Origin of the sequence: Alteromonas macleodii, from assembly GCF_903772925.1 — a bacterium.
GTDB lineage: Bacteria > Pseudomonadota > Gammaproteobacteria > Enterobacterales > Alteromonadaceae > Alteromonas > Alteromonas macleodii_A.
In genome coordinates this window covers 660,118-672,884 of the sequence record NZ_LR812090.1, presented here as the reverse complement: position 1 = coordinate 672,884, position 12,767 = coordinate 660,118, and the positions used below count along the sequence as shown (strand labels likewise).

10 protein-coding genes are annotated in these 12,767 nt (G+C 46.0%); 2 read left to right on the top strand and 8 right to left on the bottom strand.

The window, feature by feature from the left end; translation table 11 throughout:
- Positions 1–8: 8 nt before the first annotated feature.
- From PCAR9_RS03050 to PCAR9_RS03035, 4 genes are all read right to left on the bottom strand, one after another.
- Entirely contained in the window at positions 9–2,918 is a 2,910-nt protein-coding gene (locus PCAR9_RS03050) for a nitrate reductase (RefSeq protein ID WP_179982349.1), read from the bottom strand.
- Positions 2,919–3,006: 88 nt separating this feature from the next.
- Positions 3,007–3,375 carry a nitrite reductase small subunit NirD gene (gene nirD, locus PCAR9_RS03045; protein ID WP_179982348.1) on the bottom strand — a complete coding sequence of 123 codons (369 nt, stop codon included), beginning with the start codon at positions 3,373–3,375 and terminating at the stop codon, positions 3,007–3,009.
- Positions 3,376–3,432: 57 nt separating this feature from the next.
- Positions 3,433–5,982 (bottom strand): nitrite reductase large subunit NirB, encoded by a 2,550-nt coding sequence (gene nirB / locus PCAR9_RS03040; RefSeq protein WP_179982347.1) that lies wholly within the window; start codon positions 5,980–5,982, stop codon positions 3,433–3,435.
- A gap of 317 nt (positions 5,983–6,299) precedes the next feature.
- Positions 6,300–7,865, bottom strand: coding sequence for a SulP family inorganic anion transporter (locus PCAR9_RS03035; protein ID WP_179982346.1), 1,566 nt, complete (start codon positions 7,863–7,865; stop codon positions 6,300–6,302).
- Positions 7,866–8,298: 433 nt separating this feature from the next.
- Between PCAR9_RS03035 and PCAR9_RS03030 the strand changes: the two genes are divergently transcribed.
- Positions 8,299–8,586 carry a hypothetical protein gene (locus PCAR9_RS03030; protein WP_179982345.1) on the top strand — a complete coding sequence of 96 codons (288 nt, stop codon included), beginning with the start codon at positions 8,299–8,301 and terminating at the stop codon, positions 8,584–8,586.
- A gap of 306 nt (positions 8,587–8,892) precedes the next feature.
- Positions 8,893–10,233 carry a nitrate regulatory protein gene (locus PCAR9_RS03025; protein WP_179982344.1) on the top strand — a complete coding sequence of 447 codons (1,341 nt, stop codon included), beginning with the start codon at positions 8,893–8,895 and terminating at the stop codon, positions 10,231–10,233.
- A 6-nt stretch (positions 10,234–10,239) separates the two neighbouring features.
- On the opposite strand, the gene PCAR9_RS03020 is transcribed toward PCAR9_RS03025, so the two are convergent.
- The 4 genes from PCAR9_RS03020 to PCAR9_RS03005 are packed head-to-tail and all read right to left on the bottom strand — an operon-like array spanning position 10,240 to position 12,600.
- Positions 10,240–10,893: a nucleotidyltransferase family protein gene (locus tag PCAR9_RS03020; RefSeq protein WP_179982343.1), complete on the bottom strand. Its 654-nt coding sequence runs from the start codon at positions 10,891–10,893 to the stop codon at positions 10,240–10,242.
- A gap of 2 nt (positions 10,894–10,895) precedes the next feature.
- A complete protein-coding gene (locus PCAR9_RS03015) occupies positions 10,896–11,588 on the bottom strand; it encodes a phosphatase PAP2 family protein (RefSeq protein WP_179982342.1) in 693 nt (230 codons plus the stop codon).
- Between the two features lie 32 nt (positions 11,589–11,620).
- A complete protein-coding gene (locus tag PCAR9_RS03010) occupies positions 11,621–11,941 on the bottom strand; it encodes a BolA family protein (RefSeq protein WP_179982341.1) in 321 nt (106 codons plus the stop codon).
- 5 nt (positions 11,942–11,946) lie between these two features.
- Complete coding sequence (locus tag PCAR9_RS03005; RefSeq protein ID WP_179982340.1) at positions 11,947–12,600, bottom strand: alpha-ketoglutarate-dependent dioxygenase AlkB family protein; 654 nt, start codon at positions 12,598–12,600, stop codon at positions 11,947–11,949.
- Positions 12,601–12,767 lie beyond the last annotated feature (167 nt).

Below are 12,767 nucleotides of genomic sequence, written 5' to 3'. Positions count from 1 at the left end.
TAACGCTCCTAAACAGATTGGGTTTCTATAACTAAGTGCTTGTCTATAAGCTCAGACAAGGCGGGCTTGCAAGAACCACAGTTCGTGCCGCATTTTAACTGCTTACCAAGTTCGGTTACCGATGAACAGCCTTTGGTGATGACATCTGTAATCGTCTTTTCACGCACTTCAAAACAGCTACAAACTACATCGCCATTTAAAAATGCTTCATCCGCTTGGCCTCGTAATAAATTGCGTTGTGACTCAGTGGAAATCGCCGTATTTAATAGGCTGGCAAGCCATGCATTTGGTACTGACCAAGTGCTTTGTGTGTGTGCCTCCGCTTGAGCCGAACCTGTATTTTCTGGCTCATCACCCAAAAATGCGGCGAAGCACAGTAGGTCATCGACAAGCGCAAGGCATACTGAAAAAGTGTGATGGTGGAACTGTAATAGCACCGCGTTTTCCGGTAACTGTGGTATCAAGCTTTGAGTAAATTCACGACGGCTTTTGTTCGAAGCTACGTTTAATACTGATAGTGCTTCTTTAGAACTACTTCCTTTTGATGTAGCGCCCTCTCCCTCAAGCGGTGTTTTATTCCAGTAATCACATACTTTCTTTAGCGTATCGTGCTTATCAATGCTGGGATTATCAATACTGGGGTTATCAATGCTGGTTTTTGAGTCGTGTGCCGAATGTAGTTTTGATGATAAAAAGAGTTTTCCATACGTAGCGTAACGTACCGGTGCAATAGCCACTGCAGCATGTTTTAATTCCGGCTGCCCTGAAATCGGATCTACCGCGCTCGCGTAAAGTGCACCTAGCTTACTGTGAGACCCCCATTGTGCCGACCAGTGTATGGGTATAAACACTTCTTTTTCGCGCATGTCCGCATCTGTTTTTACCGGATAGATAACTGGGGCGTCTTGACACACCGCACTTGTCAGAGAAACGAGGTCATTATTTGCAACACCTAACTCAGCGGCGTCTTTAGGGTTTATGTAGACAGAGGCGCTCGGCATATGGGCAAGTAACTTTGCGGCTTTACCCGTGCGCGTCATGGTATGCCATTGATCTCGAGCTCGACCGCTGTTAACGACAAAAGGGTAAGCATCTGACGTAACCTGCAATGGGGCTTTATAGGTTACCGGAATGAGTCTAGCCTTACCGCTAGGCGTTGAAAACTGCTTATCTTCAAAAGGACGCTTACTGATAAGGTTGGGCTTAGTGTGTTCGTTAAGCTTGGTACCGGATGAGGGAATATTCAAAACGGTGTTTTGAAAAGGCCACTGGATAGGTGATAGAGCGTTGTACTGAGCTTCATTTAGACTTTGCAAAGGCGATAAGTCTAACTGGCGTTTGCCATTATTGTGATAGCCAGTTAAGCCAGCGTATTCACAGAATATTTGCGACGGATGAGTAAAGCTAAATGCCTCACCAAAACCCATTTTAGCCGCCACGTCGCACAGTATTTGCCAATCGTGTTTTGCACTTCCTGGCGGGGGCAATATGCCCCGCTGACGTGATATACGGCGCTCTGAATTCGTCACTGTGCCGTCTTTTTCCGACCACCCCGTGGCAGGAAGGGCAATGTGAGCATAGTTGAGCGTATCATTCGATTCAACAATATCAGACACTACGACCATCTCGCACTTTGAAAGTGCGCGCTCAACTTGGCCTCGGTTGGGCATACTGACAACAGGGTTAGTCCCCATTATCCAAACAAATTTTACCTTTCCTTCTTCAATGGCATTAAATAGGTCTACCGCTTTAAGCCCCTGCCCTTTAGGCATAACAGGGGCGTTCCAATAGGTTTTAACAGTGCTGATATGCTCAGGGTTTTCTAAATCCATGTGGGCAGCTAGCATGTTAGCTAAACCACCAACTTCACGCCCCCCCATAGCATTGGGCTGACCTGTGATGGAAAATGGGCCACAACCGTCTTTGGCAATTAAATCTGTAGCCAGGTGGCAGTTAATAATGGCTTGGGCTTTATCTACGCCAGCGGAAGACTGATTTACGCCCATTGAATAAAAAGTAATGGCACTAGATGCTTCACAGAATGCGTCGAAAAAGGCCTTAACGTTGCTTTTTTCTATATCGCATACGCTAGCCACGTCATCCAGCGTTAAGCCATTTACACTTTCAAGCGCTTCATCAAGCCCCTCGGCATAGCTCTCGACGGTGGTTCTATCTATTCTACCTTGTGCGTCTGCATAGCTAAGTAAGCCGTTAAACAGCGCCACGTCGCTACCTGGTTTTATAGGAAGATGTAAATCGGCTATCGTACAGGTTTCAGTTTTGCGCGGGTCGACAACGATGACCTTCATATTTGGGTTCTTCAACTTTGCCCGCTGAATACGTTGAAAAAGCACTGGATGGGCCCACGCCGTATTACTTCCCGTAATTACCAATAAATCTGTACACTCTAAGTCGGTGTAATCGCAAGGCACCACATCTTCACCGAAGGCGCGCTTATAAGCAGCTACGGCTGATGACATGCAAAGACGAGAGTTGGTATCGATATTGGCACTGCCGATATAACCTTTCATAAGCTTATTGGCAATGTAGTAGTCTTCAGTAAGAAGCTGGCCTGATACATAAAAAGCAACGGCATCCGCGCCATACTGCGCAATGGTAGATGTGATCTTATCCGCAATCACATCGGTGGCCGTGTCCCAATCCACCGATTGACCTGCTATGGTTGGGTGAAGCAAACGCCCATTTAGGTCGTTTGTTTCAAGCAGGTTTGTTCCTTTAACACACAATCTTCCATAATTGGCGGGATGCTCTGGCGTGCCTTTAACAGTGTCCAGGGTTACGGCACGCTTGCTTACGTTGCAACTGATATCTACACCACACCCTACGCCGCAGTATGGGCATGTTGTTTGTCTTAATTGTTCAGACATCATGTCGGGTTGTCGTGTAGCCATATTCATTTCATTACCTTTTTCGATATCGAAGTAGTTGAATGCGTTTTTGCAAGAAGGCTCTATTTATGTAGGCACTCAAATAGGGGCTGCTTGCTCAAACGCCTACAAAAACCTTCTCGCTCTCGACCTTCACAGGGTAAGCCGTTACGGATACATCATCGTGTTCTTTACACAATCCTGTTTCTAAAAAGTAATGCTCTTTGTACAACGGCGAAGCGACAACTGGCGCACCGCCTATAGACCCCAAAAGCCCGCGATAAAGCACATTTGCTTTACCAATAGGGTCGTAGTTACTAATGGCAAAAACCTGAGTTTCGCCCTTTATTTTCAAGCAGAAAATGGCCACTTGCTGTGAGTCAACAAGGGCGCAAACGCCGCTGTTTGTCACTAGGTCCTTCGTCTCACAAACAAGGTGCCATTGCACTGCCTGTTCTGACGCTATTACGTTTTGCGCAGCTGTCATAATTTGTATCTCCTAACAAGGTTGATAAGCCAGTGGCTACACCATTAAGTCTATGGACTACACCATAGAGACGGGAATAAACTGATCTTTCCCTGCTACTTTTTCAGCTTCAGTAGCTGGACGAACCTGCCCTCGCTCTGAAACAAACTGAATATTGGTGTCGCTGGCACTACTGTTTACAAATTGACGGAAACGCTTACGAGATTCAGGATCTTCAATCGTGGTTTTCCACTCACATTGATAAGCGTCGACTACAGCATCCATCTGTGCTTCAAGCTCTTCATTAATGCCAAGTGCATCGTTAATCACAACATCTTGCAGATAAGCTAACCCACCTTCTAGGTTGTCCATCCACACCGATGTACGCTGTAAGCGGTCGGCCGTTTTCACATAAAACATCAGCACGCGGTCGATGTATTTGATTAGCGTTTCCGTATCTAGGTCTGTGGCAAATAGGTCTGCATGTCGCGGTTTCATACCGCCGTTTCCGCACACATATAGGTTCCAGCCTTGCTCAGTAGCAATAACACCAATGTCTTTGCTTTGAGCCTCTGCACACTCACGGGTACAACCCGATACGGCAAATTTAATTTTGTGCGGTGCACGTAGGCCTTTGTATCGGTTTTCCAAATCAATAGCCGTGCCTACTGAGTCCTGCACACCGTAGCGACACCATGTACTTCCCACGCACGATTTCACTGTACGCAGCGCTTTCGCATACGCGTGACCGGTTTCAAACCCACCGGCTACTAGCTTTTCCCATATATCAGGTAAGTGCTCTACGCGTGCGCCAAATAAATCTATGCGCTGCCCACCAGTGATTTTGGTGTAAAGGTTGTACTCTTTCGCCACTTCTCCTAACAAAATGAGCTTCTCGGGCGTAATTTCTCCGCCAGGAACGCGAGGCACTACAGAATAGGTACCGTCTTTTTGCATATTGCCAAGGTAGATGTCGTTGGTGTCTTGCAGGGGTAGGTGTGAAGCTTTTAGGATGTAGTCGTTGTAGACTGATGCCAGAATAGAACCCACAGCAGGCTTACAAATTTCACAACCTAAACCTTCACCATGCTGTTCAAGTAACTCGTCGAAGGTGCGAATGCCGTTAACCTTAACAATGTGAAACAGCTCTTGTCGGGTATAATTGAAGTGCTCACAAATCGCTTTTGATACTTCAACACCGCGCTTTTCAAGCTCGCTATCTACCACATTTTTAAGCAACGCAGCACAGCCCCCACAACCAGTACTGGCTTTAGTTTCACCTTTTACATCGCCAACGCTGCAACAGCCACCTTCAATAGCTGAAACAATGTCGCCTTTCGTTACATTTAGGCACGAGCATATAGACGCAGTGTCTGGCAGTGCATCGGCACCTAATGCTGGTGCGGCATCGGATGATGGCAGAATTAGGCTCTCTGGGTGTTCAGGCAATTCGATGCTGTTAAGCGCATATTGCAAAAGCGTATCGTAGTCGCTGGTATCGCCAACGAGTACGGCACCAAGCACGAGCTTTTGTTCGCTATCTACCACCAGCTTTTTATACACGCCTTCAGGCTGATTTAAGTAGGTGTAACTTAGGGCACCTTCCGTACGTTCATGCGCATCGCCAATAGAACCCACTTCTACGCCCATTAGCTTCAGTTTGGTACTCATATCTGCGCCAGCGAACTCGGCATCGCCACCTGTTATATGACTTACTGCCGTGCGCGCCATGGTATAACCAGGTGCAACCAAGCCAAAAATTTTGTTGTCCCACAGCGCACATTCGCCCACTGCGTAAATATTAGGGTCAGAGGTCACGCAGTGGTTATCAATGACAATACCGCCGCGCTCACCAAGAGTTAGCGCTGATTTTCTGCCGAGCTGATCGGAAGGTCGAATACCGGCAGAGAATAAAATCATGTCAGTTTCTAACGCAGTGCCGTCTGCAAACACCATTTTATAGCGACAGGTATCACCAGCTTCGATAGTTTGGGTTGCTTTTTGGGTATGAACGGTTACGCCTAAATCTTCAATTTTGTCTTTAAGTACGGTACCACCGGCTTGGTCTAGCTGCACCGCCATAAGCTGTGGTGCGAATTCAACCACGTGAGTATCTAGCCCAGCTTGCTTTAAGGCATTCGCAGCTTCTAAACCTAGAAGACCACCACCAACGACAACGCCTACTTTGCTCACCGCTGCTGACGCTTCAATAGCGAGTAGATCGTCTATGGTGCGGTACACTAAGCAATGCTCTTGGTCATTGCCAGGGATGGGTGGCACAAATGGGTATGAGCCCGTGGCTAGCACAAGCTTATCGTAGCTAAACACCTGCCCTTCTGAAGTCGTGACTTTATTATTATCACGGTCAATATCGGTCACTAAGGCATTGGTGACTACGTTTACGCCCCATTCAGCGTATTGAGCGGGTGTGGTAAGCGCTAGGTCATCAGCACTAGCGCCACTAAAAAAAGATGACAGATAAACGCGGTCGTACGCAAGGCGAGACTCGCCGCATAAAACGGTTATTTCTACATTGGCATCGCTTTGGTGTAGCTGCTCAACAAAATGATGCCCCACCATGCCGTTGCCTACGACGACAATTTGCGTTTTTGAGTCCAATGAAGTCATGGTATTCCCCTTTTTTCGGGACAAAAAAAAGCCCGCTTCAACTTTCGTTGATGCGGGCTTCGTTGCCTATTTTGCTAGTACTGACAAGGTAACTAGCTAACACATTTTACGGAGTGTTATAAATCACACAATTTTCAGCGATTGACACAAATCACCAAAACACACTTTACGGATATAGCTATCCAAGTTCAGTGCCAAAACCGTAATCTATTGTTTTTACTTGATTTACTGAAAAATAGGTATTATTCAGACTTTACAACTGCACCAAACAAACGCAAATCTGTGTTTACTTGGTGCATTAAGCGCTATCAAATAAATTAGGCCAGTTTATCCGTTGCTACGCGGTAGCGAGGGTCTTCAACTACGTTAATTTCAACAAATTTGTCGGCCTTGCGAAGCAGTGAACGACACTCATCACTGATATGGCGAATGTGTAGCTTCTTACCTTGCTCTTCGTATTTATCTGCAAGGGTATCTAGCGCGTCGATACCTGATGAATCCCAGATACGAGAGTCTTTAAAGTCGATAACCACATCGCTAGGGTCGTTGGCGATATCAAACAGGTCTTTGAAATGCGATACCGAACCGAAGAACAGCGGGCCGTCTAGCTCATAGACTTTCCAACCGTCGTTATCGATATGAGATCTCGCTTCGATATGACGAGCGTGTTTCCATGCAAACACCAGTGCGGAAACAATAACACCCACAACAACTGCAATAGCCAGGTCAGCGATAACGGTAACGCCTGTTACTAAGAAAAGTACGAACGCATCTTCTTTGTTTACGCCGCGAATAATTCTGAATGAGGCCCACTCGAAGGTAGCGATAACTACCACGAACATAACGCCAACAAGAGCAGCAAGCGGGATCATTTCAATAAGCGGTGCTGCAAATAGAATGAAGCCCAATAGTACAAGTGCGGCAGTAATACCGGATAAGCGGCCACGGCCACCAGAGTTAATATTAATCATACTTTGACCAATCATGGCGCAACCGCCCATACCACCGAAGAAACCGTTAACAGTATTTGCAATGCCTTGGCCAACGCACTCTTTGTTACCACGTCCGCGGGTATCCGTCATTTCATCAATTAATGAAAGGGTAAGAAGCGATTCAATTAGACCAACCAAGCAAAGGATCACTGAGGTTGGTAGTACTATCATGAAGGTTTCCCAGGTGAACGGCACCATAGGAATAGCAAAGCTAGGAAGCTCGCCAGCAAGCGTTGCAGTGTCGCGCTGGTCAGCCGGTAGCAAGTCACGAACAAAGTCGATTACCGTACGTGCTTCAAGGTCAAGACCGTGTACTAATGCTGTTACCGTAACAATCGCTACTAGCGACGCAGGAACAGCTTTGGTTAGCTTAGGCAGTAGATAGATAATGGCCATGGTTAACGCCACGAGCCCTAGCATCCAGTATAACAGCGTACCTTCCATCCACTGCAATTCTCCAGCAGCGTTAGTAACTTTAAACTGGCCTAGCTGAGCTAAGAAAATAACGATTGCAAGACCGTTTACAAAGCCAAGCATTACCGGATATGGCACTAAACGAATAAACTTACCGAGCTTGAATATACCGCACATAATTTGCAGTAAGCCGGCTAAAATAACCGCGGCGAATAGATATTGAACGCCGTGCTGGGCAACCAGTGCCACCATTACAACGGCCATGGCGCCGGTAGCACCAGAAATCATTCCAGGGCGACCGCCAATAGCAGAGGTAATCAACCCCATCATAAAGGCCGCGTATAGGCCAATCATTGGTTCTACGCCGGCTACAAATGCAAATGCGACGGCTTCAGGGACCAGGGCAAGTGCCACTGTAATACCTGATAGCACGTCGTTCTTAACGTTGCTGTCTTTACTGGTAATTAAATCGAACATGTTCTCTCAGAAGCTAAGATGTTAAACACAACAACCCACCGTGGCGTAAACCGCGTGATAGCAGTACACCAAGTAGGCAGGATGATTTTTCGGCGATTCTACCACCATTGTAGCTTAAAATCTTTTAATAGATTGTTACTGACGTATAAACACAGTTCAGAGGGTCCAGCGGCTAGACAACAAAAGCAAAAGCCACTTAGTTTCTTATTAACGCGGCTTCTCGGTTTAGTTTCAGGTGCGCTAAATTTTTAGGGCCTTTGCTGACAAAAGGCCTCTTACGTGGCATCGTATTGCAGTATTTTAATAACCTAGCCCATCGGTGCGCTTAGCTCGTAGCTTTAGCTCGTGTAATTGGCCCGCTACTTTGCGCTGAGTTGCACTTAATGATGTGGCAATGATGTAAGGCATAGGTCTTATTTAACGAGGAGTTTACGTGGTACCTTATATTCTTACCATTTTGTGCGTGTTAGTAGCAGGCGCTATTCATTGGATGTCGCCAAAGGCTTATTGGAAAGCCACCATTATGTCTACCGCCGTTATCTTACTATTTTCTGTCGCTGCGCTGTTTATTTTCAAGGCTTCAGGAATGCTGGTAAGCGAACATACTGGGGAAAGTGCAGACTTCTCAGGGCAAATGCTCACCATTACTACGATGATTGCCTTCTTCGGCTTCTTGATTTCTCTCTTTGTCGGTTGGTTTCTTCGCGTAGTAAGAAACTAGCTTTGAAATTAAATCTAGGTATCTACAGGCGGATTGCACCACTAAAGTGCAATACCGCTTGCGCTCTCTCCTAAAGTGCCCGTCATTTTTAACTCATCAAATAGCAATTAATTTTGCTTAACATCTATAAAAGTCACGCCTGTTGCGCAATCAGCACATTACGCCCCCGCACAAGACCTTGCCTAACTACATTCTTATAAACAGGGCATAAGTGTTGCTTAATTTAGTGTGCTTTGAAGCAATACTTCGCAAAAAACTATCAATAAAAAAGCGAATTGCGTAAACCAACATTTAGCAGGGCCTCTTATGCTGCACGAACCTGAACAAAGCATTGCGCTTTGTAGCGATGCGACCAAACGTTTTTTGCTGGCCGCAAAACATGCAGAAATCACGGTGTTAGAACAGCTTTCTAGTAACTGTCGTATTGTTATTGCGGTTCGTGAGCTCATACATGAACTGCAAAAAGAGCGCGGAGCCAGCAATATCTTTCTTGCGTCTAAAGCCGAGCGCTACCAAGTTGAGCGAATGCAGTATGTCAGTGCTAGTGAACAAGCAGAGTCAATGCTAAAAAGCCATTTGAAGTCTCTTTACTTAACTGATGAGATCACCTCAGGCAACCCGCGCCTATTAAGCAGTATTACTTTAGCCATGCAGGCGACAGACTATTTGCCACGCTTAAGAGAACAAGTCAGTAAGCAACAGCTAACGCCACTGGAATCAACACGAGCCTACAGCCGCTTAGTGGCAAGTTTGCTTACTGTCATTTTTGAAGCTGCAGATATAGCAAGCGACCCAACCATTACCCGTTTGCTGGTTGCCTTGTTCAACTTCATGCAGGCCAAAGAGTATGCTGGGCAAGAACGTGCGTGGGGAGCAATAGGTTTTGCAGAAACCCATTTCGACGCGCGTCTATGTGAAAAGCTTGCTGCGCTTCAGCAAGCCCAAGAACACCACTTCAATATATTCTGTGAGTTTAGCTGTAAGCCGCATAAAGAGGCATTGGAAGCATTAAATAAAAGCCCTGCCGCAATAGATATTAGACAGCTTAGAAATATGATCGCGCAGCTTGGAGACGGCAGCCCGATTGCCGGTGAAATATCAGAAGTTTGGTTCGATGTAGCGACTCGTCGCATAGATGCAATGCAAGGTATCGAGGTAGCACTGACCGAAGCCTTAACACAGCAAGCTAACAGTAAAGTAGCCAATGCAAAAAATGAAATGGCCAATCATCAACAGCTGCTTACACGCTTTAACGATGAGCACGCCAATGATGGCTCGCCGCTCACCTTACTGTTTGACCCCAGCATGCCCGGCTTAGCAGAAGATACAAAAGACGACGAGATTAAAACGCTGTCACTCGATGAGCAGACTAAAACCTTATCGGCCCACCGCTCTTTTTACGACTTACTGCGTTCACAAGCCCAGCATATAGAAGACATGGGGCGAGAGCTTGAAGAAGCTAAACGTGCAATTCAAGATCAGAAGCTGATAAGCCGAGCAAAGCTGGTAGTAATGGAACAATTTGGACTAAGCGAAAACAATGCGTATCGCCGACTGCAAAAACAAGCTATGAGCGAAAATACGACCATAGCGGCTATTGCCACTAAGATAGTAGATATTACTACGAACAACTCTTTGAGAAAGTAGCTAAACCTATTTTAACCTTTGTTCGCGCAGCTTCAGCAAAGGCCACACGTCAAGCCAATTCTTAGATGCAAGTCGCTTTCTAAAAACATCAGGTCTTGGATATTGTGGGTTAATACTTATGGTGCCGGCAAAATTTGCTGCTAAGCCAAATGGTGCAAGTACGTCTAAATCATCATTCGCTAATAAGCGAACCGCTACGCATGTCTCACGTTCTGGCCAATATGAAATGGCTTCGTGACTGCTTTTATAGGGAGAGTGCCCGTGAGACAAATACATACGTGCCTGGTTCTTCACCTGCCAATTAGCTTGGGGCATTATTTTAGTTAGCTGGTGTTCAATGGCTTTTTCTTGGGTTTTTATTTCTGATTTAGTGGCCGCAGTTATTAGTGAGTGTTCTTGTCGTTGAAATACTGGTTCTGTTGAAGTCTGGGCTATTGCAACATTCTGAGACACTGCGATTTCATCACTAAAGAAAATAACATCAATATCGTTAAGCGGCGTTGGTTTAACCCTTTCATGCAACTCATCCCATATTGCATTTCGTACAAACCCTGCACCTATGTAGCCTTGCGGTAAATCAAGCGACCGCAAGGTATGAAGGCAATCCATTCTGAAAGGATCCCGCTTGATAACATCACCAAGCCGTTTGAGTTCTTGCACGCTTAACCTTTGTCTTTAATACGCAGCTTTCGCTTCCACTTAATCACGTAAAAGCAAAATGCAGCCATGCTTCCACCAGCAAACCAGCCTGCGATAATATCACTAGGCCAGTGCACACCCAGTAGGACACGGCTAAGGCCAATGCAAAATACCAGCAGAGTAGTCGCAAGGTATATCCACACTCGTACCTTCGTACTTTGCGTTAAATGTGTGAGCAAATGAGCTACATAAAAGTAAACCAAGGTTGATAGCGTGGCGTGAGCCGAAGGAAAACTTTGGGTATACACATCAACATGTTGCATGTTCAGCGATGGGCGCGGTCTGTCGATCCCAGCTTTAAGAAGAAACGTCATCGCAATTCCCGCCGCAACAGCAATAATAAAGGTAACGGCCTTTTTCTTCTCTCCCGCCATACCTAAAGCACCAGCAACGGCTGCCACAACAAAAATTAGTACCGTATTGCTACCTAGCGCAGTGGTATCTCTAAGCACATCACGCTTCCACCCCGACACATTGCCTAGCGCGCTAATTGTATTAAACACTGCATTATCAAATGACGTTAAAACGCCCATGTAGACAAACAGCATCATTAACAAAAAGCCTGTCCCAAGTAGTAAAACCTGAATAGCGGGTGTTTTTATCATACTTAGGTAATCGTCGATGGCGCCATTTTTTGTCTTTTCACTACTTGTCATGTTTCTACTTCCATTTAGTACGATTGAGGGAGCTACTTATCGTGCTTGCTGCCGCCTAAACAGTTAGGCGATGCTTGCGACTCTCCACCTCGCGCTTCCCACTCGGCAGGTGTATATGTGTGAAGCGCCAAAGCGTGAACAGGTCCCTGCAGCGCTTCTGCCGCAAGCCCGTTAATTTCTCTGTGCCTTGCTATTAAACGCTTACCTTCAAAGGCGTCGCTCACAACGGTAACTTTAAAGTGACTTTGCGCACCGTCTGGAACATTGTGCATGAAGCTTTCATCTACAACCTCAAGATAATGTGGACTAAGTGCAGACTCGATCGTAGTTTCTAGAAACGCTTTTACTTGCATTTGGCTTACCTAGCTCTTTGAATAAGATGTCGAAATGTAAGATTAATTCTACCACCGATAGGCTTAGCCGTCTTCGCAATACCGTGCACATAATGGGTTTGTGTCGCGCCTGCCATAATCAAGACGCTGCCGTGTTCAAGTAGCTGCGTATGCTTTTCCTTTGTTTCTTTATGCTTAAAAACAAAGGGTCTTGCCTCGCCTAATGTAACTGATGCAATCACGGGGTTGATGCCTAACTCGGGCTCATCATCGGAATGAAAGCTCATGCTGTCTTGACCATCGCGGTACCAGTTGGCTAACACGCTGTTGAACCTTACTTTGTACTGTGACGCGCACGATTTTTCACACAGTTGCTCACAGCGCGCTTTAATGTCTGCAAGGCTTTCCGTCCAAGGGTTCGGTGACATGGTTAAATTTGAATAGGTGTAAGTACATTCAGGATCGCCGTGCCAGCTTTGAAGCCGAGGAATTTTTACCGGCTTGCCAAATAGCCTAATCGTATCCTGACGCCAGGGTAGCTCTGCTTGCAGTTTTGCAAAAAAGGTATCTGCAGTAGCCTGCGATAGCGCGTTAGAAAAATAAGTGACATCACCTTCAACTAACGGGAGCTTGTAAGACGTACGCTTGTCTTCAGCCGTGTCGAACAGGGAAAATTGCATGTGTAAGAACTATAATTCATTTGATATTTAATACTCGCTATCTGCATAGCAGTTGACGGTGCCAATGCCCCTTTGGAGCTCATGTAATTACACCTTGTTTTCAATGAGTACGCATGCTTTTCCAGTGCGGATTGCTCTGTCATCGTTAAATATCGTGCTTCATACAA

Bases quoted from the DNA above. Each gene is read 5' to 3' on its own strand.
- PCAR9_RS03015 (WP_179982342.1), bottom strand. From the start codon at position 11,588: ATGACAAGTAGTGAAAAGACAAAAAATGGCGCCATCGACGATTACCTA.
- PCAR9_RS03050 (WP_179982349.1), bottom strand. From the start codon at position 2,918: ATGAATATGGCTACACGACAACCCGACATGATGTCTGAACAATTAAGA.
- PCAR9_RS03010 (WP_179982341.1), bottom strand. From the start codon at position 11,941: ATGCAAGTAAAAGCGTTTCTAGAAACTACGATCGAGTCTGCACTTAGT.
- PCAR9_RS03025 (WP_179982344.1), top strand. From the start codon at position 8,893: ATGCTGCACGAACCTGAACAAAGCATTGCGCTTTGTAGCGATGCGACC.
- PCAR9_RS03035 (WP_179982346.1), bottom strand. From the start codon at position 7,865: ATGTTCGATTTAATTACCAGTAAAGACAGCAACGTTAAGAACGACGTG.
- nirB (WP_179982347.1), bottom strand. From the start codon at position 5,982: ATGACTTCATTGGACTCAAAAACGCAAATTGTCGTCGTAGGCAACGGC.
- nirD (WP_179982348.1), bottom strand. From the start codon at position 3,375: ATGACAGCTGCGCAAAACGTAATAGCGTCAGAACAGGCAGTGCAATGG.
- PCAR9_RS03005 (WP_179982340.1), bottom strand. From the start codon at position 12,600: ATGCAATTTTCCCTGTTCGACACGGCTGAAGACAAGCGTACGTCTTAC.